A 26,345-nucleotide genomic window follows, 5' to 3' on the forward strand; every position below is an offset into this window, starting at 1 on the left:
ACAACCTCCGCGCCGGTCTCATTCCCCGGCGCGCGCGAACTGCAGGGTCGTCGCCTGGACCGCGTCCGGCCTGACCGGCAGGGCGTTCACCACCAGGCGCTCGCCGTACACGTCGGTGACCGCGATGGATCCGCCGCACCCGGCGCCGTTCTCGGAGAGGAAGTAGTTGTACTCGGCGCGCTTCAGCTGCCGCCACTGCCCGCCCGCCTGGACTTCCAGCCGGGCCACGGGGTTGCGGTGGTCGAGGACCTGGATCCCGCACCAGTACTGGCTGGAGCCGGTCTTGTAGCGGATCGCGAGGGGCTTGGACGTCTCCGGGCTGACGAGGGTCCAGGAGACCGGGATCTCGCCCTTCACGGGAGGTGCCAGCAGGGCGAACGCCTCCGCGCTGAGGTCCAGCTGCCCCGGACGGCACGGCGCGGGGCAGAGGTTCGTGATCCGCACCGTGATGCTCTTCCCGCCGGCCTGGACCAGCACGTGCGCACCGCACGCGGCCGAGCCCTCGTAGTCCGCCTCGTTCATCGCGGCGGTCAGCGGGTCGGGGCCGGGGTCGTACGAGCACGCGCCGCCGCCGTCGGAGTCGTAGAACGTCGCGACTCCCTGACGGGGCTCGCCCGGCTTGATCCTCCCGGCCAGGGGAGCGCCCGCCCGAGTGGTCGTCGTGGTGGTGGTCGTCGTCGTGCTCGGGACGGACGTGGTCGTGGTGGTCGCGGGTGGCGTGGTCGTGGGCGCGGCGCTCCGGCCCGCCACGGGGGTGCCCGCGACGCCCTGCGGATCCCGCAGCACCACCACACCGACGACCGCCACCAGCAACGCGAGCAGGACGAACAGCAGGGGGCGGGTGCGTCTCACCGCCGAACCATAGTCCGCTGCACGGCGATGAACACCAGCAGCAGGACACCGATCACGATCTTCGTCCACCACGAGCTGAGCGTTCCCTGGAACGAGATCAGCGTCTGGATCGTGCCGAGCACGAGCACGCCGACCAGGCCGCCGAGCACGTACCCGACACCGCCCGCCAGCAGCGTCCCGCCGATCACGACGGCCGCGATGGCGTCCAGTTCCATGCCGACGGCGTGCAGGCCGTACCCGGACAGCATGTAGAGGCTGAACAGCAGGCCGGCCAGTGACGAGCACAGGCCGCTGATGACGTAGACGCCCACCTTGACGCGGGTGGTCGGCAGGCCCATCAGCAGCGCGGACGACTCGTTGCCGCCGACCGCGTAGACCGTGCGGCCGAAGCGGGTGCGGTGCAGCACGTACATCGCCGCGGCGACGACCAGCAGCGCGATCACCACGTTGTAGGTGATGTTGACGCCGCCGGGCAGCTCGATCGCCGCGGTGGCGACGTCGCGGAACGTCTTGTCCTTGATGGACACCGACTCCACGCTGATCAGGAAGCACAGGCCGCGGGCGAGGAACATGCCGGCGAGCGTGACGATGAACGGCTGGATGTCGAACTTGTGGATCACCAGGCCCATCAGCAGGCCGAGCGTGGAGCCGGTGAGCAGCACCGCGAGGACCACCAGCGGCACCGGCCACCCGGCCTGCAGGCCCGAGGCGGTGACCATCGTGGACAGCGCGACGACCGAGCCGACGGACAGGTCGATGCCGCCGCTGAGGATCACGAACGTCATGCCGGCGGCGAGCACGATCAGGAAGGCGTTGTCGATGAACAGGTTCGCGATCACCTGACCGGACGCGAACCCGTCGTAGCGCGCCGAGCCGGCGCCGAACGCGAGGACGAACAGCACGACGGTCGCGAGCACCGGCAGGAACCGCGAGGGCACCCGTTGGGTGAGAGTGGTCATGATGAGACGGCCACCTTCCGGAAGCTCAGTGCGGCACGGGCCTTCGGCGCCTGGACCAGGCACACCACGATGACGACGACCGCCTTGAAGACCAGCGTCACCTCCGGGGCGACGCCGATCGTGTAGACGGTGGTGGTGAGGGTCTGGATGATCAGCGCGCCGAGCAGCGTGCCGGTGAGCGAGTAGCGCCCGCCGGCGAGCGACGTGCCGCCGATGACGACGGCGAGGATCGCGTCCATCTCGATCCACAGGCCGGCGTTGTTGGCGTCGGCCGCGCTGACGTTGGAACTGATCATCAGCCCGGCGATGCCCGCGCACACCGCGGCGAACACGTAGACGGTCCAGATGATCGTGCGGGACCGCACCCCGGCCAGCCGCGAGGCCTCGGGGTTGACCCCGACGGCCTCGATCAGCATGCCGAGCGCCGTCCGCCGGGTCGCGAACGCCACCAGCCCCAGCACCAGCAGGGCGATCAGGATCGAGATGGGCAGCACCACGAACCCGGCGCCGACCTGGCGGTAGGCGGTGTTGTTGACCGTGACGATCTGCCCCTCGGTGACGAGCATGGCCACGCCACGTCCCGCGGTCATCAGCACCAGCGTCGCGATGATCGGCTGGATGCCGAGCCCTGCCACCAGGAACCCGTTCCACAGACCGAGCACCGCACACAGCACCAGCGCGATCGCCATGCCGGCGAAGGCGGTGCCGGCGCTGCCGGACGTTCCGATGTGGACGCACGTCACGGCACCGGCGATCGCGGCCACCGCGCCGACGGAGAGGTCGATGCCGCGGGTGGCGATCACCAGCGTCATGCCGAGGGCGATCAGCAGGGTCGGCGCGCCGTTCTTCAGCACGTCGACCAGGCCGCCGTAGAGGTGGCCGTCCTGCATGCGCAACGCGAAGAAGGACGGCGTCACGGCGAGGTTGAGCAGCAACAGCGCGACCAGCGCCAGCAGCGGCCACAGCAACCGGTTCTTCACGGGGTCACCTCTTCCGGTGCGGTCGGGCCGTGAGCGGCGTTGAATCGGTCCTGGCTGTTCACGACACCACCTTTTCCGGTGCGGCCCCGCCCGCGATCAGCTCGACGACCTCGTCCACGCCGGTCACCGAACCGTCCAGCTCGGCGATCTTGCGCCGGTCGCGCAGCACGACGATCCGGTCGGCGATGCGCACGACCTCCTCCAGCTCCGCGGAGATGAACAGGATCGCGGTGCCCTCCGCGGCGAGCGTGGTGACGAGCTGCTGGATCTGGGCCTTCGCGCCGACGTCGATGCCCCTGGTCGGCTCGTCCAGGATCAGCAGCCGCGGCTCGGTGACGAGCCAGCGCGCGAGGAGGACCTTCTGCTGGTTGCCGCCGGACAGGGTGCGCACCAGCGCGTCCGGGTTGGCGGGCCGGATGTCCAGTGCCTTCAGGTACTTCTCGACCAGCTGGTCCTTGGTCCTGCGCGACAGCGGGCGGGTCCAGCCGCGGGCCGCCTGCATCGCGAGCACCAGGTTGTCGCGGATCGACAGGTCCGCGACGAGGCCCTCGCCCTTGCGGTCCTCGGAGCTGAACGCGATGCCCGCCGCGATCGCGGACCGCGGTCCGCGCAGGCGCAGCGGCGTGCCGTCCACGAGCAGCCTGCCCGAGTCCGCGCGGTCGGCGCCGAACAGCAGCCGGGCGAGCTCGGTGCGGCCCGACCCGAGCAGACCGGCGAGGCCGACGACCTCACCGGCCCGGATGTCGAGGTCGAACGGTTCGATCGCGCCGCGCTTGCCGAGTCCTTCGGCCTGCACCAGCGCCGGTCCGCCCGGCTTGCGCTTCTCGGCGGCGTCCTCGATCGCCTCCAGCGTGCCGAGGTCGCGGCCGATCATCTGCGCGATGAGCGAGCGCCGGTCCACGTCGGCGGTGAGGTGCTCGCCGACGAGCGCTCCGTTGCGCAGCACCGTCATCCGGTCGGAGATCTCGTAGACCTGGTCGAGGAAGTGCGACACGAACAGGATGGCCACGCCCTCGTCGCGCAGCACCCGCATGATCCGGAACAGCTCCGCGACCTCGCCCGCGTCCAGGCTGGACGTCGGCTCGTCGAGGACGAGCACGCTGCAGTCGACCGCGATCGCACGGGCGATGGCGACCAGCTGCTGCACCGCGATCGGGTGTTCGCTGAGGCTCGACGCCGGGTCGATGTGCACGCCGATGCGCGCGAGCACCTCCGCGGCACGGCGCCGCATCGCCGGGAAGTCGATGCCGCCGAGACGACGAGGTTCCCGGCCCAGCAGGATGTTCTCCGCGACCGTGAGGTTCGCGCAGAGGTTGACCTCCTGGTACACCGTGCTGATCCCGGCGTGCTGGGCCTCGCCGGGGGAGGAGAACGCCACGTTCTCGCCCGCCAGCACGACCTCGCCGGCGTCGGGCCGGTGCACGCCGGTCAAGGTCTTGATGAGGGTGGACTTCCCGGCGCCGTTCTCGCCCATGAGGGCGTGCACCTCGCCGGGGAACAGCCGGAAGTCGACGTCCTGCAACGCCTTCACGCCGGGAAACGCGAGGCTGATGCCCCGCATCTCGACGACAGGTGGCGGTGACTCGGTCATGGGCTCTGGCCTTCGTCGATGGGGCCGCGGGACCCGTCACGCGGATGCGCGCGAATGACGGGCCCCGCGGGGTCTGGAGTGGAGCCGAGGGAGATCAGTACTGGCGCTGCGGGAGCACGGCCTTGGCCTGCTCCTGCGTGAACGTGCCCTCCTCGGTCACGACCCGCTCCGGCACCTGCTCGCCGGCCACGACCTTCTTCGCGAGGTCCATCAGCTGCTTGCCCAGCAACGGGTTGCACTCGACGATGTAGTTGATCTCGCCGTTGGCCAGCGCCTGCATGCCGTCCTTCACCGCGTCCACGGTGATGATCTTGATGTCCTTGCCGGGCACCTTGCCGGCCGCCTTGATCGCCTCGATCGCGCCCAGGCCCATGTCGTCGTTGTGCGCGTACACCACGTCGATCTTCGGCTGGGACTTGAGGAAGGCCTCCATGACCTGCTTGCCGCCGGACCGCGTGAAGTCACCGGTCTGCGACGCCACGACCTTGATGTCCGGCTTGGAGGCGATCTTCTCCTCGAAGCCCTTCTTGCGGTCGTTCGCGGGCGCCGCGCCCGTGGTGCCCTGCAGCTCCACGACGTTCGTCGGGCCGGAGGCGTTGGCCACCAGCCAGTCGCCCGCCTTGCGGCCCTCCTCGACGAAGTCCGAACCGAGGAACGTCTTGTACAGCGACGTGTCGTCGGAATCGATCGAGCGGTCAGTGAGGATGACCGGGATGTTGGCGCGCTTGGCTTCCAGCAGCACGGTGTCCCAGCCGGTCTCCACGACCGGGCTGAACGCGATCACCGAGACCTTCTGCTGGATGTAGGAGCGGATCGCCTTGATCTGGTTCTCCTGCTTCTGCTGCGCGTCGGAGAACTTCAGGTCGATCCCGGCGGCCTTGGCCTCGTCCTGGATCGACTTGGTGTTGGCGGTGCGCCAGCCGCTTTCCGCTCCCACCTGGGCGAAGCCCATGGTGGTGGTGCCGCCCGGCGTGCTCGAACCGGTGCTCCCACCACCTCCTGAGCCGCACGCGGTGAGCGCGCTCAGCAGGACCACGCTGGCGACTGTCGTGATCTTCTTCAGCACTGGGGTTCCTCCGGGGTGACGACGGTGTCGCGGAGCTCGACCGCGTGTCCGCGGTTGTCAGGTGGACAAGAGTGAACGCTCACAACTGTCGCGTCAAGGTCTTGCTCGTAACGAGTTCGCAGCCCTATGTTAACGCTCACTTCCGAGCTTGGGGAGGAAAACCCGTGCCCCGCAAGCACGTCCTGCTGAGCGCCGCTCTCGCGGCCAGCCTGCTGGTCGCCGTTCCCGGTTCGGGCGCGGCCGCCGACACCGACTACACGCTCAAGATCGACGCCACCGAGAAGGGCGCGTCCATCGACGACTCGATGTACGGCGTCTTCTTCGAGGACATCAACCGCGCGGCCGACGGCGGCCTGTACGCCGAGCTCGTGCAGAACCGCTCGTTCGAGTACGACCCGGCCGACAACGCCGGCTACCACGGCCTGACCTCCTGGGCGCCGCACAGCGGCATTGTGGACCTCGCCGACGACTCCGGCCGGATGAACGAGCGCAACCGCCGCTACCTGAAGCTGGGCCTGCCCGCCGGGGTCATCAACTCCGGCTACAACAGCGGCATCGCGATCCAGAGCGGCCAGCGCTACGACTTCTCCGTCTGGGCGCGCACCGACCAGACGAGCACCCCGCTCACCGCCACGGTCACCGACCCCGCCGGAGCCGCCCTCGGCGACCCGGTGCAGGTCCAAGTCCGCGGTGACGGCTGGGCCCGCTACACCGGGACGATCCGCGCGAAGAAGACCTCGACGACCGGCCGGCTGCTGGTCACGGGCGGTGGCACCGGGACCCTGCGCCTCGACATGGTCTCGCTGATGCCCCAGGACACCTTCAAGGGCCACGGCCTGCGCCGCGACCTGGCCGAGAAGATCGCCGCGCTCAAGCCCGGCTTCGTCCGGTTCCCCGGCGGCTGCCTGGTCAACACCGGCAGCCACTACGGCTACGACGCGCCGAACTTCGAGCGCCGCCGCTCGTACCAGTGGAAGGACACCATCGGCCCGGTCGAGCAGCGCGCCACCAACTGGAACTTCTGGGGCTACAACCAGTCCTACGGCCTCGGCTACTACGAGTACTTCCAGTTCTCCGAGGACATCGGCGCCATGCCGCTGCCCGTCGTCCCCGCGCTGGTCACCGGCTGCGGCCAGAACCGCGCCACGGACGACCCGGCGTTGCTGGCCAGGCACGTCCAGGACACGCTCGACCTGATCGAGTTCGCCAACGGTCCCGCCGACTCCACCTGGGGCCGCAAGCGCGCCGAGATGGGGCACCCCGCACCGTTCGGGCTGACCCACCTCGCGGTCGGCAACGAGGAGAACCTGCCCGACGAGTTCATGGCCCGGTTCACCCGGTTCCGCGACGCCATCAACGCGAAGTACCCGGACATCACGGTCGTCAGCAACTCCGGACCCGACGACACCGGCGGCACGTTCGACCGCCTGTGGCAGCTGAACAAGCAGGCCGGCGTGAAGATGGTCGACGAGCACTACTACAACAGCCCGAGCTGGTTCCTGGAGAACAACAACCGCTACGACTCCTACGACCGCAACGGCCCGAAGGTGTTCCTCGGCGAGTACGCCTCGCAGGACAACAAGTACTTCAACGCGCTGAGCGAAGCGGCGTTCATGACCGGTCTGGAACGCAACGCCGACGTCGTGAAGCTCGCCTCGTACGCGCCGCTGCTGGCCAACGAGGACTACGTCCAGTGGCGCCCGGACATGATCTGGTTCAACAACCACGCGTCGTGGGGCTCGGCGAGCTACGAGGTGCAGAAGCTCTTCATGACCAACGTGGGCGACCACGTCGTGCCGAGCACCGCGTCCGCCACGCCTTCCACCCGGGCGCCGATCACCGGTGCGATCGGGCTCTCGACCTGGGCGACCGCGGCCTCCTACGACGACGTGAAGGTCACCAGCGCGTCCGGTCAGGCGTTGTTCAGCGACGACTTCTCCGGCACCGACGCGCAGTGGACGAAGTCCGGCCGTGGCGCCTGGAACGTCGTGAACGGCGCCTACGTCCAGTCCGACGCCGCGGCCGAGGACACCCTTGTCACGGCGGGCGACAAGAGCTGGCGCGACTACACGCTGAACCTCAAGGCCACGAAGCAGTCGGGGCGCGAGGGCTTCCTCGTCGCGTTCGGCGTCCAGGACACCGGCAACCACTACTGGTGGAACCTCGGTGGCTGGAACAACACCCAGTCCGCCGTGGAGAAGGCCGTCGGCGGCGCCAAGAGCACGCTGATCACCAACGGCACGCGCATCGACACCGGCCGCACGTACGACGTGCGCGTCGAGGTCCGCGGACGCCACGTCGCGTTGTTCCTCGACGGCCAGAAGTGGGGCGAGTTCACCGACGACAAGCTCGCCGAGCCGTTCCGCCAGGTCGTCACCCGCGACCTCGCCACCGGCGAGCTGATCGTCAAGGTGGTCAACGCGCAGGACAACGCCGCCCGCACGCGCGTCGACCTCGGCGTGCCGGTGGCCTCGACGGCGCGGGCGACCGTGCTGCAGGGCCGTCCCGACGACGTGAACACCGAGTTCAGCCAGCCGATCCGCGCCCGCGCCGAGCAGGTCAGGGTGGCGAGCAGCTTCACCCACACGTTCCCGCCCAACTCCGTCACGTTCCTCCGGATCAGGAGCCGCTCGTGATCACCCGACGATCTCTGCTGGCCACGGGTGGCGTGCTCGCCGCGACCGGGGCGCTCAGCTCCGCCGCGCCCGCCGCCACCGCCGCCGCCGAACCCGGCGCGGGGCTGCCGACCCGCAACCCGCTCGTCGAGCAGCGCGCCGACCCGTTCATCACGCCGCCGACCGACGGCATGTACTACCTGACCGGGTCCGTGCCCGAGTACGACCGGGTCGTCATCCGCGGGGCGTCCACTCTGGACGGTCTGACCGCCGCCCGTGAGCGCACCATCTGGCGGCGGCCGTCGTCGGGCACGATGGGCGGCTACATCTGGGCGCCGGAGCTGCACCGCATCGACGGCAAGTGGTACGTCTACTTCGCCGCGGGCGACAAGGACGAACCGTTCCGCATCCGCACCTACGTGCTCGAGTCGCCGAACGCCGACCCGCGCGAGGGCGGCTGGGTGCTGCGCGGGCAGATGGTGACGGCGTGGGACACGTTCACCCTGGACGCGACCACCTTCGCGCACCGCGGCAAGCGCTACTTCCTGTGGGCGCAGAGCGAACCCGGCATCGCCACCAACTCGAACCTCTACATCGCCGAGATGGCCTCGCCGCTCGCGCTGAAGAGCGCCCCGGTGCGGATCGCGACGCCGACGCTGTCCTGGGAGGTGCAGGGCTTCAAGGTGAACGAGGGGCCCGCGGTGCTGGTCCGCAACGGCCGGGTGTTCGTGACGTACTCCGCGAGCGCCACCGACGCCCGTTACTGCATGGGCCTGCTGACCGCCGACGAGAACGCGAACCTCCTCGACGCGCGGTCGTGGACGAAGTCGCCGAACCCGGTGTTCACGACGCACGTGCCGACCTCGCAGTACGGGCCGGGGCACAACTCGTTCACCACGGTGGGTTCCACCGACGTGCTCGTCTACCACGCCCGCGACTACCGCGACATCACCGGCGACCCGCTGTTCGACCCGAACCGGCACACCCGCGTGCAGAAGCTCCACTGGAACGCGGACGGCACACCGTCGTTCGGTGTTCCCGTCGGTCGTGGCGGGCCGATCGTGCGGCTGTCGCCTGTGGACGCGCCCTCGCTGGTGGTGCGGCACTACGAGTACCGCCTGCGGGTCGACGGCAACGTCCGCGAGCTGGCCGACAGCCAGTTCCGCTTCGTACCGGGATTCCTCGGTGGCGGCACGGTCGCGCTGCAGTCGGTGAACTTCCCGGACCGGTACGTGCGGGTGGACGGGGACGTGATCCGCATCGACCCCTTCGAGGACACCGACGCGTACGGCCGCGCGGCGAGTTTCGTTCGTGTGCCAGGACTTGCGGACGGCGGCGCGGTGTCGCTGCGTGCCGGCGCGGACACGTATCTCGCCCACGACAACGGTCGCGTGGTGTTGTCCAGACCAGGAAGGGACCGCGACGCGCGCCGACGTGCCACATTCCGACTCGAATAAGTGGACAATGAGCACTGCATCGAAGCCGACCTGGTGTTATCGCTAACATCACCGGCTCAGATCGAAGATCGGAGACCGCTCGTGGAGAAGACGTCGCGTGACCCCGCGATGACCGACGTGGCACGACTCGCCGGGGTGTCGCACCAGACGGTCTCGCGTGTGCTCAACAACCACCCGAACGTCCGCGAGCAGACCCGGCTGCGGGTGAAGGCGGCCATCAAGGAGCTCGACTACCGGCCCAACCGCGCGGCCCGTGCGCTGGTCACCGGCAAGACGCAGCTCATCGGCGTGGTCGCGCAGAACTCGACGCTGTACGGCCCGGCCTCGTTGCTGTCCGCCTTCGAGGAGGCGGCGGGCGAGGCCGGGTTCGCGGTCAGCGTCGGCAGGGTGAAGGTGCTGGACCGCGACTCGATCGCCGCGGCCGTGGAACGGCACCGCGACCAGCGCGTCGCCGGCATCGTGGTGATCGCGCCGAACTCGTCGGCGGCCGACGCCCTGGCCGACGTGCCGGCAGGTGTCCCGCTGGTGACGGTGGACGGCGACCCGGACCGTCCCACACCGCTCGTGACCGTCGACCAGGCGACGGGCGCGTTCGACGCCACGAAGCACCTGCTCGACGCGGGCCACGAGACGGTCTGGCACGTCTCCGGCCCCGCCGACTGGTTCGACGCTGCGGGCCGCGTGGAGGGCTGGCGCGCGGCGCTCGACGCCGCCTCGGCCGAGGTGCCCCCGGTCGTGGCGGCCGACTGGAGCGCGGCGTCGGGCTACCGGGCCGGGCAGATGCTCGCCAGGATGCCCGAGGTGACGGCCGTGTTCTGCTCGAACGACCACCTCGCCCTCGGCGTGCTGCGGGCGATGAGCGAACGCGGCAGGAGGGTGCCGCACGACGTGAGTGTCGTCGGTTTCGACGACGTGCCCGAGGCCGCGTACTTCATCCCGCCGCTCACCACCGTGCGCCCGGACTTCGCCGCGGTCGCGCGCGAGACGCTCGGCCTGCTGCTCGAGCAGGTCAGCGACGGGGAGACGACCCGGCCGCAGCGGACCGTCGCGCCGAAGCTGGTCAAGCGGGACAGCGTGGCGCCGCCACCCCGCTAGACAGCGTCCCGGGAGTTCGTCCGGTGGCAGGGCGGGAGACCCGGAGACGCCGCCTGGGCGTGTTCGGGCGGTGTCTCCGGGGCCCTAGGCCGCCACTGCCGCCCGACGGGACTTCCGGGACACGGCCTCGGCACCCGCTCCCGGCTGCCGCACGCAGGGCCCTTCCGTCCGGTCGAAGCGCACGAAAGCTCCCCGCGTGCGCTTCGCGGCCGACGACGCTCAATTGCCCTTCTCCGTCTCGCCCGGCGTGTCGCGGCCTCGGCACGCCGTCGCCCCGAGCGCACGCGGGGAGCTTTCGTGCGTTCTGACGGCACGTAGAGGCCCCCGCGTGAAGCGGGCGAGGGGGCGCGGCGGAGTTGGGTGCCCGCCGAAGGCGTGACGCGGCAGCTGGGCGCCCACGTCGGCGGGGCGCTGCGCGACCAGGTGTTCCCCTGCGCCCGCACCGGTCCCGGCGTGGACCGGTTTGTCGTGCGCTCACGTCCCACCCATTTGCCGCGCTCGCAGGGAAATCACGATGTATCGGGCACATCTTGACTCCCTGATTGTTAGCGATAACACTCAGGTCGTGACTGACATGACGATCGACCGCGACGCGTGCGTGGTGGGTGTCGACTTCGGCACGCTGTCCGGCCGCGCAGTGGTCGTGCGCGTCCGCGACGGCGCGGAGCTCGGCACCGCTGTCCACGAGTACCGCCACGGAGTGGTGGACCAGGTGCTGCCCGCGACCGGCCGGCCGCTGCCGCCGGAGTGGGCGCTGCAGGTCCCGGCCGACTACCTCGACGTCCTGCGCACCGCCGTCCCGCAGGCGGTCGAGGCGGCCGGGATCTCGGCGGACCAGGTGATCGGCATCGGGACCGACTTCACCGCCTGCACGATGGTGCCGGTGACCGCGGACGGCACGCCGCTGTGCGACCTGCCGGAGTTCGCGGAGAACCCGCACGCCTACGTCAAGCTGTGGCGCCACCACGCCGCACAGCCGCAGGCCGACCGGATCAACGAGCTCGCGCATCAGCGCAAGGAACCGTGGCTCGCGCGCTACGGCGGCCTGATCTCCTCGGAGTGGGAGTTCGCGAAGGGCCTGCAGGTGCTGGAGGAGGCACCCGAGGTCTACGCGGCGATGGAGCACTGGGTCGAGGCCGCGGACTGGATCGTCTGGCAGCTCACCGGCACCTACACGCGCAACGCCTGCACCGCGGGTTACAAGGGCATCCACCAGGACGGCCGCTACCCGGGCGACGACTTCCTCGCCGAGCTCAACCCCGACTTCGCGACCTTCGTCGCGGACAAGCTCGACCACCCGCTGTCCGCGCTCGGCGACCGGGCCGGTGGGCTGACCGAGCAGGCCGCTGGGTGGACCGGGCTGCCGCAGGGCATCGCGGTGGCGGTCGGCAACGTCGACGCCCACGTCACGGCGCCCGCCGCGCAGGCCGTCGGCCCCGGCCAGATGGTCGCGATCATGGGCACGTCCACGTGTCACGTGATGAGCGGAGACGTGCTGCGCGAGGTGCCCGGCATGTGCGGCGTCGTCGACGGCGGCATCGTGCCGGGGCTGTGGGGGTACGAGGCAGGGCAGAGCGGCGTCGGCGACATCTTCGCGTGGTTCCTGCGCAACCAGGTCCCACCCGCCTACCACGAGCAGGCGAGCGAGCGCGGCATCACGGTGCACGAGCTGCTCTCCGAGCTCGCGGCGCGGCAGGAGGTGGGCGAGCACGGGCTCGTCGCGCTCGACTGGCACAGCGGCAACAGGTCCGTGCTGGTCGACCACGAACTGTCCGGTGTGGTCGTCGGCCAGACGCTCGCCACGAAGGCCGAGGACGTCTACCGCGCGTTGCTGGAGGCCACGGCGTTCGGCACCCGGATGATCATCGACACCTTCACCGACGCGGGCGTGCCGGTGACCGAGTTCGTCATCGCCGGCGGGCTCATCAAGAACACGCTGATGATGCAGATCTACGCCGACGTCGTGAACCTGCCGCTGTCGGTGATCGGCTCCGCCCAGGGACCGGCGCTCGGCTCCGCGATGCACGCCGCGGTGGCGGCGGGCGCGTACGAGGACATCCGTGCGGCGGCGGACGCGATGGGATCGGTGCGGCGCAACGTCTTCACCCCCGTTCAGGAGAACGTCGAGGCGTACGAACGGCTCTTCCACGACTACCTGGAGCTGCACGACTACTTCGGCAGGGGTGCCAACGATGTCATGCACCGGCTGCGCGAGTACCGCCGCGCCGCCCTGGAGGGGAAGAGCTGATGTCCGCAACGGCAGAACTGCGCCGCACGGTCGCCGAACTCCACCGCGAGCTGACCCGCTACGAGCTGGTCAGCTGGACGGCGGGCAACGTGTCCGCGCGGGTGCCCGACCAGGAACTGATGGTGATCAAGCCGTCCGGGGTGTCCTACGACGAGCTGGGACCGCACGCGATGGTCGTGACCGACCTGCACGGCAACCTCGTCGAGGGTGAGCTCGCACCGTCTTCCGACACCGCGGCCCACGCCTACGTGTACCGGCACATGCCCCACGTCGGCGGTGTCGTGCACACGCATTCTCCTTATGCGACAGCGTGGGCGGCGCGCGGCGAGCCCATCCCGTGCGTGCTCACCATGATCGCGGACGAGTTCGGCGGCGACATCCCGGTCGGGCCGTTCGCGTTGATCGGCGACGACTCGATCGGCAAGGGGATCGTGGAGACTCTCAGCGCCAGCAGGTCTCCGGCCGTGCTGATGCGCAACCACGGCCCGTTCACCGTCGGCGCGACCGCCCGCGCCGCCGTCAAAGCCGCGGTGCTGGTGGAAGACGTCGCCCGCACCGTCCACTTCGCACTCCAGCTCGGCAAGCCCGACGTGATCGAGCAACAGCACGTCGACCGGCTCTACGAGCGCTACCAGAACGTTTACGGCCAGTGAGCCCAGAAGGAGAGCACATGCCGGACAAGCCCCAGATCTGGTTCCTCACCGGCAGCCAGCACCTCTACGGCCCCGAGACGCTCGACCAGGTCGCGGCCCAGTCCCAGCAGATCCAGCGGATGCTCACCGACTCCGGCCGGATCAGCGCGGAGATCGTGTGGAAGCCGGTGCTGACCGACTCCGGCGCCATCCGCGCGATCATGCAGGAGGCGAACAACGACCCGTCGTGCGTCGGTGTGATCGCGTGGATGCACACGTTCTCGCCCGCGAAGATGTGGATCACCGGGCTGGACCTGCTGCGCAAACCGCTGCTGCACCTGCACACGCAGCTCAACGAGGCGTTGCCGTGGTCCACCATCGACATGGACTTCATGAACCTCAACCAGGCCGCGCACGGCGACCGCGAGTTCGCCTACGTGCAGACCAGGATCGGGGTGGCGCGCAAGACGGTCGCCGGGCACGCGAGTGATCCCGTGGTGGCCGAGCGGATCGACGGCTGGGCCCGTGCCGCCGCCGGCCGCGCGCACCTGCGCGGCCTGAAGCTGGCCCGGTTCGGCGACAACATGCGCGACGTCGCCGTGACCGAGGGCGACAAGGTCGAGGCGGAGCTGCGGTTCGGCGTCTCGGTCAACACCTACGGCGTCAACGACCTCGTCGCCGTGGTCGACGCCGTGCCCGACGCGAGCATCGACCTGCTCGTCGCCGACTACGCCGAGACCTACCGGCTCTCGCCGGAGCTGGCGCGCGGGGGAGAGCGGCACGACTCGCTGCGGTACGCGGCCCGCATCGAGATCGGGCTGCGGTCCTTCCTGGACGACGGCGGGTTCGGGGCGTTCACCACGAACTTCCAGGACCTGGGTGGGTTGCGGCAGCTGCCGGGTCTCGCCGTGCAACGGCTGATGGCCGACGGCTACGGCTTCGGCGGCGAGGGCGACTGGAAGACCTCAGCGCTGCTCGCGGCCGTGAAGGCGATGGGCGCGGGCACCGGCCGCGGCACGTCGTTCATGGAGGACTACACCTACCACTTCGGGCCGGGCGAGCCGAAGATCCTCGGCGCGCACATGCTGGAGGTCTGCCCGACGATCGCCGCGGACCGGCCGTCCTGCGAGATCCACCCGCTGGGCATCGGCGACCGGGAGGACCCGGTGCGGCTGGTGTTCGACGCGGCGTCCGGTCCCGCAGTGGTGGTCGGACTGGCCGACCTCGGTGATCGGTTCCGCCTGGTGGCCAACGAGGTCACGGTGGTGCCGCCGGACGAGCCGCTGCCGAAGCTGCCGGTCGCGCGGGCCGTGTGGCAGCCGGCGCCGTCGCTGTCGACGTCGGCGGAGTGCTGGCTCACCGCGGGCGGCCCGCACCACACGGTGATGACCCAGGCCGTCGGGGCCGAGGTGCTGCGCGACTTCGCGACGATGGCCGCCACGGAGCTCGTGCTGATCGACTCCGAGACGACCCCGGCCTCGTTCACCGACCGGTTGCGCTGGAACTCCGCCTACCACCGCCTGGCACTGGGAATCAGCTGACGGGCGTGGAAGTCGGCGATCTGCCGCCACATCGCGACGGGGTTGGAGTACATGGGGAGGTGCCCGCTGTGCGGGATCTCCGCGAGCTCCACCCCGTTCGCGTCCAGCAGCGGCAGGTACGAGAGGTTGGCGCACTGCTCCCCGTAGAGGTACATCCTCGGGCAGGGCAGTGAGACGAACTTCTGCAGCAGGTTCCCGTGGTCGGCCAGTTCGACCATCGACCGGAAGACGGTCGGCACGACACCGCGGCGGATCTTGCCGGGGAGGTTCGCCGCGTACAGGCCGCCGCCGTAGCAGGGCGTCTCCCGGCTGCGCTCTGCGAGCCTGAACAGGAAGTCGCCGGGATCGCGGTGGTTCAGCGCCTCCCTGCTCAGCACGCAGTCCTCGGGCGCCAGCACGCCCTTGATGTTCACGAAGCTCAGCACCCGGCCAGGTTCCTTGTGCGCCAGTAGAAGCGCCGTGAGCGCTCCCGTCGAGTGCCCGACGACGTGGAACCGGCCGATGCCCGCGCGGTCGAGCACCGCCCATGCGGTCTCCGCCAGGAACGGCAGGTCGACCTCCCCCAGGGCGGCGCACTCCGTGGCGCCCGAGCCCGGTGCGTCGTAGGCGAGGAACGGCCGCCCGGCGAACTCGTGCCGCTGGAGGACGTCGAGGTAGTCCTCCTTGCTCGTGCCGAACCCGTGCAGGAAGACGACAGGTGCGTCTACGCCCCCGCGGCGCACCGAAGCGACCTTGAGGTTCACCCCGAGGACGCGCAACGGGATCTGCTCGTGGACGACTCTGTCTGCCGATGGCATGGCTGTTCCCCGGTTCTTCGCAGGTGCGGTACTGCGGAATGAGTCGAGAGCATGCCAGCAGCTGTGAACGCTCACAAGTGGTTGAACTTTTTGCTTTCCCGGTCCGTATCCCGTTGTGCCGGCACAAACCGTCCCCTAGTCGTGAGGTTCGAATATGTCGAGAGCACATGCACGACCGCAACGGAGCAAGCGGGTGCTCGTGGCCGGAGTCGCCGTCGCCGCGACGTTGACCGCGGTGACCGCGGCCGTCGCCCTCGCCGGCGGGGAGACCGCCACCGGCGCGATCGCGTGCCCGCAGCCGGTCGTCCCGGCGGTGCCGGCCGCGGCGCAGGCCGAGGTCCAGCGGGAACTGGCCAACCTCGACAAGCAGATCGCGGAGGCGAACAACCGGCTGCGCACGTCGGCCGGTGAAGGCGGGCCGAACTTCGTGCAGAACGCGATCCTCGGCCCGCTGGCGAGCAAGCGGGTCGCGGCGCTGAACCGCATCGAGACCGCCATCGGCAGGGTCGCGGAGAAGCCGGAAGGGCTGGAGAGGTTCGCGACCTGCGGACTTGACCAGGCGCCCGCCGTGTCTGCGGCGCCGACGACGACGCGACCGGCGTCGACGAGCGCGAACGCCGGGACGGGTTCGGCGGCCGGTGGGGCCATCGAATGCCCGCTTCCGGTGGTGCAGAACGTTCCCGCGTCCGCGCGCGCCGAAGTGGACCGCGAGCTCGCCAACCTCGGCAAGCAGCTGGCCGAGGCCAACGAGAGGCTCCGCACGTCGGCTGGTCAGGGCGGGCCGAACTTCGTGCAGAACGCGATTCTCGGCCCGTTGGCGAGCAAGCGCGCCGCGGCACTGGACCGGATCGCGATCTCGATCGGCCGCGCGGGGGAGCGGCCCCAAGGGCTGGAGCGCTTCGCCACCTGCTCGCTCAAGTAACTCTCCTCGGGGTTCGAGCGCGCGGGCCCGTCTCCTCGGGGGCGAGCGTTGCCAGGGGTCCTGCCGGACGGGTGCGCCTCCGTCCGGCAGGACCTTGACGCGCCAGTAGGTTGTCGATAGATGTTAGCGTGAACATCGCGCGTTCAACGGAGAACCGATGACCAGAATTGTCGCTCTGCTCGCCGCTTCGGCGCTCACGCTCTCCACTGCGGTGCCTGCCGCGGCCGCCGTCGAATCCGTCACGGTGAGACCGGATCCGACCTATCAGCAGGAGCCGTTCCAGGGCTGGGGCACGAGCCTGGTGTGGTTCGCCAACGCCACGGGTGGTTACCCGGACGAGATCCGCAACCAGCTGGCGGAACTGCTGTTCGGCGAGGACGGTCTCAACCTCAACATCGCGCGGTACAACGTCGGCGGCGGCAACGCCCCGGACGTCCCGGAGTACCTGCGCGCGGGTGCCGCGGTGCCCGGCTGGTGGAAGGCCCCCGCCGGCACCACCCGCGCGGACACCGACTGGTGGAAGCCGGGCGACCCGCGTTTCTTCGACGCCGCCGCGGATCCGCGTCAGCGGTGGTGGGTCGACCGGATCAAGCAGGACGTGACCCGGTGGGAGTCGTTCAGCAACTCACCGCCGTGGTTCCAGACCGTCAGCGGGTACGTCTCCGGAGGCTTCGACCCGAACGCGGACCAGCTGCGGGAGGACCGGATCGGCGGCTTCGCCGCCTACCTGGCCCAGGCGACGGCGGAGCTGGAACGGGCCCACGGCATCAAGTTCGACACGGTCGACCCGTTCAACGAGCCCAACACCTCCTACTGGCGCACGACGCTCGGCCCGGACGGCAACCCGACCGGCGGGCGGCAGGAAGGTGCCCACATCGGGCCCGCCCTGCAGGCGAAGGTGGTGCCCGCGATGGCACAGGCCCTGCGGGCCAACGAGGTCAAGGCCACCGTGTCCGCGCCGGACGAGACCAACCCCGGCATCTTCGCCGACGACTGGGCGGCTTATCCCGCCTCGGTGCGCGCGCAGGTCAGCCAGCTGAACGTGCACACGTACGGCACGGCGCGCCGCACGTCCGCCCGTGACATCGCCAAGGGCGCGGGCAAGCCGTTGTGGATGAGCGAGGTCGACGGGCACTGGGGTTCCGGGCAGAGCTTCACCAGCATGGAACCGGGCCTCGGCATCGCCGAGCGCGTGATCGACGACCTGCGCGAGCTGGAACCGCGCGCCTGGCTGCTGTGGCAGGCGATCGAGGACTACAACAACATGAAGCCCGGTGCCGAGTCCCCGGACGGCATGAACTGGGGCGTGGTCCAGATACCGTTCGACTGCGGGGCACAGGACACGCTCGCGACGTGCCCGGCCCGCGTCAACACGAAGTTCCACGCGCTGCGCAACTTCACCCACTTCGTCAAGCCGGGTGACCGCCTCGTGAACGTCAACACCACGACCGACGTGGCGGCGGTGCGCAACACCGAGCTGAAGACCGTGGTGCACCTGAACAAGTCCGACCAGGCCCGGTCCGTGACGCTGGACCTGTCGGCGTTCGGGTCGGTGCGGCAGAACGCTTCCGTCCGCCCGGTGGTGACGGACCAGCACGGCGCGTTGGTGAAGGGCGCCGCCGTGCGCGTGAAGGACCGCAAGGCGACGCTCTCGGTGCCGGCGAAGTCGGTCACCACGTTCGAGGTGAGCGGTGTCAGCGGGGTGAACCGCGCGGCGGCGCTCGGCGGGGAGTACCGGCTCACCGGGGTGCAGAGCGGCAAGTCGCTCGCACCGTCGGGCACCTCGCTCGTGCAGCGCACCACCGACCCGGCTGCGGCCGACCAGGTGTGGCGCGTGGAACGCCGGGCCGGTGGCTACGACAACCGCGCCCAGTTCTCCGTCGTCAACGCCGCGACGGGCCAGCGGATCGCGGCGGCCGGCGGGAACGTCGTGCTGAGCTCCACCGACAGCCCGGCCGCGAGGTGGGTGCTCTCGTCGACCGGGGACGGCACGTGGACCTTCGTCAACCAGGAGAACGGAAGTCTGCTCGACGTGGTCGGCGAGTCCCGTGAGGACGGTGCCAGAATTGGTTTGTACCAAGCGACTTCCGGTGCCAACCAGCGTTGGTCGATGACCGCCGTTCCGCGCAGGTAGTCCACTCCGAACGGTCGATTGAACCACGCCCGCGACCCTCTAGGGTTGTTGAGGGTTCAACGACAACTGGGGTAGTGGTGGCGCGCAAGCACTGGCTCGTGGTTCTGGTCCTGCTCACCGGAGCCTGCACGGCAGAGCCGCCGTCGCCGACGCCCTCCACCCGCACGCCCTGGAAACCGCCCTCCCTCGTCAACGAGGACGCGCGGTACCAGGGCGTGCTGCACTTCGTGCGGGACGTGATCGACGGCCGGACCGTCGAGCTGGCGGACGGCACGAAGGCCCGCATCGCGCAGCTGGCGGAACCTCCGGCCTGCTGGGCGGAGGGCGCGCTGTCGTTCGCCAGGACCACGCTGCTGGCCAGCGCGGTCCGCATCAGCCCCGTCCTCTCCGGCGACGTGAACCTGACGCTGGAGGACGGCACCGACTACGCGCTGCTCGCGGTGCGGCAGGGCGTGCTGAGGGCGCAGGGCGTCGACGGCGGCGCGCTGCTCACGGCGGAGTCGGAGGCGGCCGGGGCGAACAAGGGCCTGTGGGGACCGCCCTGCGACGGTCTCGACGCGCCCCTGCCCCCTGCCACCACCGGTCTCCCGGCGCCGGGCACGACGGCCGTGCCACCGCGGCCGGCTCCGTCGACCACGGTGCCTCCCCGTCCGGCGCCCACGACGACCGTGCCGCCGAAGCCGCCCGCGCGGACGTGCGCGGTCTCCTACCGCATTTCCGGCCAGTGGCCGGGTGGATTCCAGGCGAACGTGAGTGTGCGCAACACCGGTTCCACGCCGATCAACGGCTGGACGCTGCGGTGGAGTTTCGCGAACGGGCAGACCGTCACCGACATGTGGAATGCGAAAGCGCGGCAGACCGGTGCGACCGTCAACGCCGCGAACGCCGACTACAACCCGCAGATCCAGCCGGGCGGTTCGGTGTCGATCGGGTTCAACGGCTCGGTGCGCGGCGGGAACTCCGCTCCCGGCGTGTTCGCGCTCAACGGTCAGTCCTGTTCGGTCGAGTGATCACGCGCTGTCCCGCACCACGAGGGCGGAGGGGTAGAACGTCGCCCCCGAGGTGTCGCGGCGGTCGAGGACGGCCTGTGCCGCCGCGGCGGCGATGTCCTCCACCGGGTGCGTGCTCGTCGTGAGCGCCGGGCGGCTGAGCCCGGCGAACGCGATGTCGTCGAACCCGGCGACGGCCACGTCCCCCGGCACCCGCACACCCAGCGCGTGCAGTCCGTCGAGGGCACCCAGTGCGGTGAGGTCGCTGAGCGCGAACACAGCGTCGGTGTCCGGCCACCGCGCCATGATCTCGGTGGCCGCCTCGGCGCCGCGGGCGGCGGTGAAGTCACCGGTGACGACCCTGGGTTCGGCGCCGCTGTCGCGCACCACCCGCCGGTAGGCGTCGACGGCGCGGTCGCAGCACGGCAGCCAGGCGGGCCCGGTGACCATCGCGATCCGGCGCCTGCCGGTGCGCGCGAGGTGCCGCACGACCCCGTCCGTGCCGGCGCGGTTGTCCACGTCGAACGACGGCACGTGCCGCGCACCGACCCCGACCGCGGCGACCCGGCCGCGCAGGGTCCGCGGCACGCTCTCCAGCGCGGGACGCGTCGGGTTCACGACCACCAGGCCACCGAGTCCGCGCCCGTCGGCGAGCCGGGCGAGCGAGCCGGGGTCCGCCAGGGGCAGCCAGTGCAGGGAGACGCCGACCTCGCGCTCGGCGGCGACGTGCGCGGCCGAGGTCAGGACGCGGCCGACGTAGGGGTCGTCGAGCACGGCGGCGGTGTGGCCGATCACGGCGATGGCGAGGCGTGTGCCCGTGCGGGTGACCAGCGCGCGGGCGGAGGCGTCCGGCACGTAACCGAGCGCGGCCACCGCCGCGGTCACCCTGTCCCGTGCCCGCGGCGATGCCGGACCCTGGCCGGTGACCACGCGCGAGGCCGTGGCCCGGGACACGCCTGCGGCCCGTGCCACGTCGTCGAGTGTCGCGGTGCGTTCTCCCGTCATCTCAGCAGTATTGCGGTGGAAGCGCTTCCATGTATGGGGTAAGCACGTCGTGTATCGAGAAAGGAGGACCGGGATGACGGTCACGGTGCCACGCGGTCAGGTCCGAGCCGCCGCCGCGGGGGTCGCGGTCACCTTCGGACTCAACGGCGTGGCGGTGGCGACCTGGTTCGCCCGCGTGCCCGCCGCCCGTGACGCGCTGGGCCTGACACCCGGCGCGCTGGGGTTGCTGCTGCTGTCGATGTCGGTGGGCGCGTGCCTGGCGATGCTCACCGCGGGCGAGGTCACGCACCGGCTCAGGCCGAAACGGACGGTGAGCCTCTCGGCGGTGACGGTCGCGCTGGGTCTCGCGGTCGCGGGCGTCGGCATCGGCGCCTACCCGTCGCCGGTGGTGACGGCGATCGGGATCTTCGTGCTCGGCTACGGCTCGGGCCTGTGCGACGTGGCGATGAACGTCGAGGCCGCGGAGGTGGAACGCGCTCTCGGCAAGACGGTGATGCCGCGCTTCCACGCCATGTGGAGCCTCGGCACGGTGGCCGCGGCGGGCCTGGCGTCGTTCGCGGCGTGGGCGGTCCTGCCCGTCACCGCACACCTGGCCGTGGTGGCCGTGGTGGTCGCCGGCGGCACGCTGCTGGCCGCGCGCACGTACAGCCTGGCCGCCGAGGCGGAGCACGGCACCGGCAGCGGGGTCATGGCCGCGTGGCGGGAACCGCGCACGTTGCTGATCGGTCTGCTGGTGCTGGTGCTGGCGTTCACCGAGGGCACCGCGAACGACTGGGTGGCGGTGGCCTTCATCGACGGCTACCAGGCCGACCCGGCGCTGGGTGCCCTGGTGTTCGGCGTGTTCGTCACGACTATGACGTTCGGCCGGATCTTCGGCACCATCGCGCTGGACCGCTGGGGCCGCGTGCCGGCGGTCGTCCTCTCCATGCTGCTGGCAGCCTCGGGCGTGACGCTGGCGGTGTTCGCCGGATCGTTCGGCGTGGCGGTCGCCGGCGTGGCCGTCTGGGGCCTCGGGACCGCACTGGGCTTCCCGGTGGGCATGAGCGCGGCCGCCGACGATCCCGAACGAGCGGCGGCACGGGTCAGCGTCGTCGCGGTGATCGGCTACACCGCGTTCCTGGCGGGACCGCCGCTCGTGGGGCTGCTCGGCAACGAGGTGGGGGTGTTGCGGGCCTTGCTGGTCGTGCCGCTGTTGCTGCTGCCCGCGCTGGTGCTCACGCCGTCGCTGCGGCAGCCCAAGGGCTGACGACCTCCCAAGCCGTCGAAGGACGAACGCCGCGATCGACTTCCGATCGCGGCGTTCGTCTGTTCGGCGCATTCCGGAGCACGGAAAATTGATCAATCGCTGATCCACTGCCCCGGACATTCGACGGTATTCGATTCGAACAATCGTCGAACGCCGTGGCGAATCGTCGAATGAATTCACTTCGTTGACGCATGCCGGAAGCATTCGTAATACTCGGTTCACGATCGTGGACCTTGTTCAAGAATGTGAATCCTCCTTTCCGAAGGGTATTCCGTCATGCGGCTTTTCGTTGGCGCGCTGGTTCTGGCCTGCGCATCCACCGGGGTGGTGAGCCTCCCCGCGCACGCAGGTCACGACCCCGCGCGGCAGGTGCTGCCCGCGGGGGACGGCTGGGCGTCGGCCGGGCCGGGCACGACCGGGGGAGCGGCGGCCCCCGCCTCGAACGTGCACGAGGTGCGCACGCGGGCCGAGCTCGTCGCGGCGCTCGCGGCCCCGGCTCCCCGGATCATCAAGGTCAGGGGAGTGATCGACGCGAACACCGGCGCGGACGGGAAACCGTTGCGGTGCGAGGACTACGCGACCGACGGCTACACGCTGGCCGGCTACCTCGCGGCGTACGACCCGGCGGTCTGGGGATGGGAGCGTGAACCCGAAGGGCCGCTCGAGGACGCCCGTGTGGCGTCGGCGAAGAAGCAGGAAGCGGTCATCGCGCTGAACGTGCTCCCGGACACCACGATCTTCGGCGTCGGCCGCGGGGCCGGGATCACCGGCGGCAGCCTCCGGATCCACAACGCGCGCAACGTGATCGTGCGCAACCTGACCTTCCGCGACACCCGCGACTGCTTCCCCCAGTGGGATCCCGCGGACACCAGCCCCGGCTCCCCGCCCGGCAACTGGAACTCGCTCTACGACTCGGTGTCGGTCCAGCGTTCCGAGAACGTGTGGGTCGACCACAGCACGTTCACCGACGAGCCCAACGTCGACAGCACCCAGCCGCTCCACTTCGGACGGCCCTACCAGGTGCACGACGGCCAGCTCGACATCACGAACGGGTCCGACCTCGTCACCGTCTCCCGCAACGTCTTCGCCGAGCACGGCAAGACCATGCTGATCGGCTCGTCGAACTCGTCCACGACCGACCCGGGCAAGCTGCGGGTCTCGGTGCACCACAACGTCTTCCGCAACGTGCTGGAACGCGCGCCGCGCGTGCGGTTCGGCCAGGTGCACGTCTACAACAACCTGTACGAGGGCGCGCAGACCTACAGCTGGGGCGTCGGCGTCAAGTCCCAGATCTACGCGCAGAACAACTTCATCAAGGGCATCGCGCCGGAGAAGATCGTCTACAACTGGGGCGGCACGGCGATCACCGACACCGGCAACCTCGTCGACGGCAGGCCGGTGAGCCTGGTGGACGCGCACAACGCGGCGTTCCCGGACAAGGCGCTCGGCACCGACGCCGGGTGGACGCCGACCCTGAACCGCGGTCTCGAACCCGCGCACCGGATCAGGCACCTCCGGGCGGGCGCCCCACCGGCGGGCCACCACCTCGTGGTGGGGAAGGGGTTCGCCACCGTGCAGTCCGCGATCGACGCGGCACCGGCCGGAGGCGTGATCACGCTGCCGAAGGGCGTGTACCGGGAGGTCGTCAAGATTCCGGCGACCAAGAAGGACCTCACCCTGCGCGGCGCCACCGGGCGGGCCCAGGACGTGGTGATCGACTTCGACAACGCCAGCGGCACGAAGAAGCCCGACGGCACCACCTACGGCACCACGGGCAGCGCGACGGCGACCATCGCCGCGGACGGGTTCACCGCCCGTGACCTCACCTTCCGCAACTCCTTCGACCGCAAGAAGCACCCGGAGATCACGGCCACGCAGGCCGTCGCGGTCAAGGCGACCGGCGATCGAATGCTGTTCGACCGCGTGCGCTTCGAAGGCCACCAGGACACCCTGTACGCCGACACCCCGGCCGTGAACACGCGGTCGCGGCAGTACTACCGGGACTGCGCGATCACCGGTGACGTCGACTTCCTCTTCGGCAGGGCGACCGCCGTGTTCGAACGGGCGACCATCACCGCGCTGGACCGCGGCGGCGACCCCAACGGGTACGTGACCGCCGCCAGCACGCGCAAGGACAACCCGCACGGCTTCCTGATCGTCAACTCGAAGATCCGCAGCGACGCCCCCGCCGGCACGTACTTCCTCGGCAGGCCCTGGCACCCCGGCGGTGACCCGGACGCGATCGCGCAGGTCGTCATCCGCGACACCGAACTGCCCGCCGCGATCAAACGCCAGCCGTGGACCGACATGTCCGGCTTCCCCTGGCGCGAGGCCAGGTTCGCGGAGTACCGCAACACCGGGCCCGGCGCCGGCACGGGAACCGACCGCCCCCAGCTCACCGACGAGCAGGCGCGGCAGCACACGAAGGCCGCCTACCTGAGCGGGTGGAACCCGGCGTGAGGACCCGCACGTGGGCGCCGTACGCCCTGATCGCCCCGACGCTCGTGCTGATGGCGGTGTTCCTGGTCTACCCGATCGCCAGCGTCGGGTGGTTCAGCCTGCGCCAGCACACCGTCACGCAGCCGTGGAAGAACGGCTTCATCGGGTTCGAGAACTTCCGGCGGATGCTGTTCGAGGACCAGCTGTTCTGGCAGAGCCTCGTGTTCAGCGCCAAGTGGGTGGTCGTCGAGGTCGGTCTGCAACTGGTGCTGGGACTAGTCCTCGCGCTGATCGTCAACGAGACGTTCGTCGGCCGGGCGCTCGCGCGGGCACTGGTGTTCTCGCCGTGGGCGGTCTCCGGCGTGCTCACCACCGGCATCTGGATCCTGCTCTACAACCCGTCGACGGGAATCTTCCAGCAGCTCGCCCAGTGGGGCATCGGTGACCCCGGCACCTCGGTGCTCGGTGATCCGGCCACGGTGTTCCCCGCGACCGTCGTCACCGAGCTGTGGCGAGGGGTGCCGTTCTTCGCGATCCTGCTGCTCGCCGACCTGCAGACCATCCCGAACGACCTCTACGAGGCCGCCTCGGTCGACGGCGCGGGACGGTGGCGCAAGTTCATCAGCGTCACCCTGCCGCACCTGCGCGACGCGATCGTGCTGTCCACGCTGCTGCGCGCGGTGTGGGAGTTCAACAACGTCGACCTCATCTACACGCTGACCGGTGGTGGACCGGCGAACCAGACCACCACGCTGCCGCTCTACGTGGCGCGCAAGGCCGTCGACTCGCACGACTTCGGCTACGGCTCGGCGCTGACGATGGCCGGCTTCGTGATCCTGCTGTTCTTCTCGATCCTCTACCTGAGGATGTCCAAATTCGGGAGCCGGGCATGACCCAGACGCTCACCCGTCCGGCCACGGCCCTGACGCCGCCGCCGGCGCCACCTCGCCGCAAGAAGCACCGCGACCCGAGCCGCTACTTCCGGCTGCACCTCCCGCTGGTGCTCTACCTGCTGTTCACGCTGATCCCGTTCTACTGGATGCTCGTCTTCGCGTTCCGGCCGACGGGCCAGACCTCGCTCGTGCCGTGGCCGATCACGCTCGAGCACTTCGACACGGTGTGGAACGGCATCGGGTTCGGGGTGTTCTTCCAGAACAGCCTCATCATCGGGGTCGGCACGATGATCGTCGTCACCGTGTTCGCGCTCATGGGCGGCTACGCGCTGGCGCGCTTCAAGTTCCGCGGTCAGCGGGTCTTCCTGCTGGCGTTGCTGTGCACGCAGTTCATCCCGGGCGCGATGATGCTGATCCCGTTGTTCGTGATCTTCAAGTCGGCCGGGCTGCTGAACAGCCTCACCGGTCTGGTGATCGCGGACACCGCGTTCCAGCTGCCGCTCGCGCTGATCCTGATGAGCGGCTTCGTGCGCAACGTGCCGATCGAGCTCGAAGAGGCCGCGATGGTCGACGGGTGTTCGCGGCTGCGCGCGTTCTTCGCGGTGACGCTGCCCCAGCTCAAGCCCGCGCTCGTGGCCGTGGGGTCGTTCGCGTTCATCGGTGCCTGGAACAACTTCCTGTTCGCGCTGATGTTCGCGAGCAGGCAGGACAAGTTCACGCTGCCGGTCGGGCTGAGCTACGCGCTGGGGGAGTTCAACACCGACTTCGGGGCGCTCGCGGCGGGCGGAGTCGTCGCCGCGGTGCCGGTCGTGCTGGTTTTCGCCGTGGTGCAGCGGTTCCTGGTGCAGGGACTGAGCGCCGGTGCGGTCAAGGGATGAGGGAGA

20 protein-coding genes are annotated in these 26,345 nt (G+C 70.2%); 13 read left to right on the forward strand and 7 right to left on the reverse strand.

From position 1 onward, the window contains the following. Nucleotides 1–18 precede the first annotated feature (18 nt). The 5 genes from ORI60_RS25860 to ORI60_RS25880 all read right to left on the reverse strand — a co-directional run bounded on the left by ORI60_RS25860 (nucleotide 19) and on the right by ORI60_RS25880 (nucleotide 5,448). Nucleotides 19–852, reverse strand: a complete 834-nt coding sequence (locus ORI60_RS25860) for an expansin EXLX1 family cellulose-binding protein (RefSeq protein WP_266040504.1) — start codon at nucleotides 850–852, stop codon at nucleotides 19–21. Further along, nucleotides 849–1,811, reverse strand: a complete 963-nt coding sequence (yjfF, locus tag ORI60_RS25865; protein WP_266040505.1) for a galactofuranose ABC transporter, permease protein YjfF — start codon at nucleotides 1,809–1,811, stop codon at nucleotides 849–851. Before yjfF ends, ORI60_RS25860 begins: the two co-directional genes overlap by 4 nt. Next, nucleotides 1,808–2,791: an ABC transporter permease gene (locus ORI60_RS25870; RefSeq protein WP_266040507.1), complete on the reverse strand. Its 984-nt coding sequence runs from the start codon at nucleotides 2,789–2,791 to the stop codon at nucleotides 1,808–1,810. The genes yjfF and ORI60_RS25870 overlap by 4 nt, the downstream gene beginning before the upstream one ends. A gap of 58 nt (nucleotides 2,792–2,849) precedes the next feature. Further along, nucleotides 2,850–4,382: a sugar ABC transporter ATP-binding protein gene (locus ORI60_RS25875; protein WP_266040509.1), complete on the reverse strand. Its 1,533-nt coding sequence runs from the start codon at nucleotides 4,380–4,382 to the stop codon at nucleotides 2,850–2,852. Nucleotides 4,383–4,476: 94 nt separating this feature from the next. Further along, nucleotides 4,477–5,448 carry an ABC transporter substrate-binding protein gene (locus ORI60_RS25880; protein WP_266040511.1) on the reverse strand — a complete coding sequence of 324 codons (972 nt, stop codon included), beginning with the start codon at nucleotides 5,446–5,448 and terminating at the stop codon, nucleotides 4,477–4,479. Nucleotides 5,449–5,612: 164 nt separating this feature from the next. On the opposite strand from ORI60_RS25880, the gene ORI60_RS25885 reads away from it, so the two are divergent. From ORI60_RS25885 to araA, 6 genes are all read left to right on the forward strand, one after another. Then, nucleotides 5,613–8,084, forward strand: a complete 2,472-nt coding sequence (locus ORI60_RS25885) for an alpha-L-arabinofuranosidase C-terminal domain-containing protein (RefSeq protein ID WP_266040512.1) — start codon at nucleotides 5,613–5,615, stop codon at nucleotides 8,082–8,084. Beyond that, a complete protein-coding gene (locus ORI60_RS25890) occupies nucleotides 8,081–9,520 on the forward strand; it encodes a family 43 glycosylhydrolase (protein WP_266040513.1) in 1,440 nt (479 codons plus the stop codon). The genes ORI60_RS25885 and ORI60_RS25890 overlap by 4 nt, the downstream gene beginning before the upstream one ends. 108 nt (nucleotides 9,521–9,628) lie before the next feature. Continuing rightward, entirely contained in the window at nucleotides 9,629–10,615 is a 987-nt protein-coding gene (locus ORI60_RS25895) for a LacI family DNA-binding transcriptional regulator (protein WP_266040547.1), read from the forward strand. Nucleotides 10,616–11,189: 574 nt separating this feature from the next. Continuing rightward, nucleotides 11,190–12,863 (forward strand): ribulokinase, encoded by a 1,674-nt coding sequence (gene araB, locus ORI60_RS25900; RefSeq protein ID WP_266040549.1) that lies wholly within the window; start codon nucleotides 11,190–11,192, stop codon nucleotides 12,861–12,863. After that, the gene (locus tag ORI60_RS25905) at nucleotides 12,863–13,516 is read left to right on the forward strand and encodes an L-ribulose-5-phosphate 4-epimerase (RefSeq protein WP_266040514.1); all 654 of its coding nucleotides are present in this window, start codon (nucleotides 12,863–12,865) and stop codon (nucleotides 13,514–13,516) included. The genes araB and ORI60_RS25905 overlap by 1 nt, the downstream gene beginning before the upstream one ends. A gap of 17 nt (nucleotides 13,517–13,533) precedes the next feature. Continuing rightward, entirely contained in the window at nucleotides 13,534–15,036 is a 1,503-nt protein-coding gene (araA, locus tag ORI60_RS25910) for an L-arabinose isomerase (RefSeq protein WP_266040515.1), read from the forward strand. On the opposite strand, the gene ORI60_RS25915 is transcribed toward araA, so the two are convergent. Then, the gene (locus ORI60_RS25915) at nucleotides 15,006–15,833 is read right to left on the reverse strand and encodes an alpha/beta fold hydrolase (RefSeq protein ID WP_266040516.1); all 828 of its coding nucleotides are present in this window, start codon (nucleotides 15,831–15,833) and stop codon (nucleotides 15,006–15,008) included. The two genes, araA and ORI60_RS25915, sit on opposite strands and share 31 nt — an antisense overlap. A 193-nt stretch (nucleotides 15,834–16,026) precedes the next feature. Here ORI60_RS25915 and ORI60_RS25920 point away from each other — a divergent pair, with 193 nt between their 5' ends. From ORI60_RS25920 to ORI60_RS25930, 3 genes are all read left to right on the forward strand, one after another. Then, nucleotides 16,027–16,755 (forward strand): hypothetical protein, encoded by a 729-nt coding sequence (locus tag ORI60_RS25920; protein ID WP_266040517.1) that lies wholly within the window; start codon nucleotides 16,027–16,029, stop codon nucleotides 16,753–16,755. Nucleotides 16,756–16,912: 157 nt separating this feature from the next. Further along, complete coding sequence (locus ORI60_RS25925; protein WP_266040518.1) at nucleotides 16,913–18,889, forward strand: RICIN domain-containing protein; 1,977 nt, start codon at nucleotides 16,913–16,915, stop codon at nucleotides 18,887–18,889. A gap of 77 nt (nucleotides 18,890–18,966) precedes the next feature. Beyond that, nucleotides 18,967–19,899, forward strand: coding sequence for a cellulose binding domain-containing protein (locus tag ORI60_RS25930; RefSeq protein ID WP_266040519.1), 933 nt, complete (start codon nucleotides 18,967–18,969; stop codon nucleotides 19,897–19,899). Here the strand turns inward: ORI60_RS25930 and ORI60_RS25935 are convergent, their stop codons facing one another. Further along, on the reverse strand, nucleotides 19,900–20,883 hold the full coding sequence (locus ORI60_RS25935) for a LacI family DNA-binding transcriptional regulator (protein WP_266040521.1): 984 nt from the start codon (nucleotides 20,881–20,883) through the stop codon (nucleotides 19,900–19,902). It abuts the gene before it with no gap. A 73-nt stretch (nucleotides 20,884–20,956) separates the two neighbouring features. Between ORI60_RS25935 and ORI60_RS25940 the strand changes: the two genes are divergently transcribed. From ORI60_RS25940 to ORI60_RS25955, 4 genes are all read left to right on the forward strand, one after another. Further along, nucleotides 20,957–22,129, forward strand: coding sequence for an MFS transporter (locus tag ORI60_RS25940; RefSeq protein WP_266040523.1), 1,173 nt, complete (start codon nucleotides 20,957–20,959; stop codon nucleotides 22,127–22,129). A 276-nt stretch (nucleotides 22,130–22,405) separates the two neighbouring features. Further along, the gene (locus ORI60_RS25945; RefSeq protein WP_266040524.1) at nucleotides 22,406–24,589 is read left to right on the forward strand and encodes a pectinesterase family protein; all 2,184 of its coding nucleotides are present in this window, start codon (nucleotides 22,406–22,408) and stop codon (nucleotides 24,587–24,589) included. Beyond that, entirely contained in the window at nucleotides 24,586–25,461 is an 876-nt protein-coding gene (locus ORI60_RS25950; protein WP_266040526.1) for a carbohydrate ABC transporter permease, read from the forward strand. Before ORI60_RS25945 ends, ORI60_RS25950 begins: the two co-directional genes overlap by 4 nt. Continuing rightward, nucleotides 25,458–26,339, forward strand: coding sequence for a carbohydrate ABC transporter permease (locus tag ORI60_RS25955; RefSeq protein WP_266040527.1), 882 nt, complete (start codon nucleotides 25,458–25,460; stop codon nucleotides 26,337–26,339). The genes ORI60_RS25950 and ORI60_RS25955 overlap by 4 nt, the downstream gene beginning before the upstream one ends. The last annotated feature ends 6 nt before the right edge of the window (nucleotides 26,340–26,345 follow it).

Origin of the sequence: Lentzea sp. NEAU-D7 (genome assembly GCF_026242055.1) — a bacterium.
Lineage (GTDB): Bacteria > Actinomycetota > Actinomycetes > Mycobacteriales > Pseudonocardiaceae > Lentzea.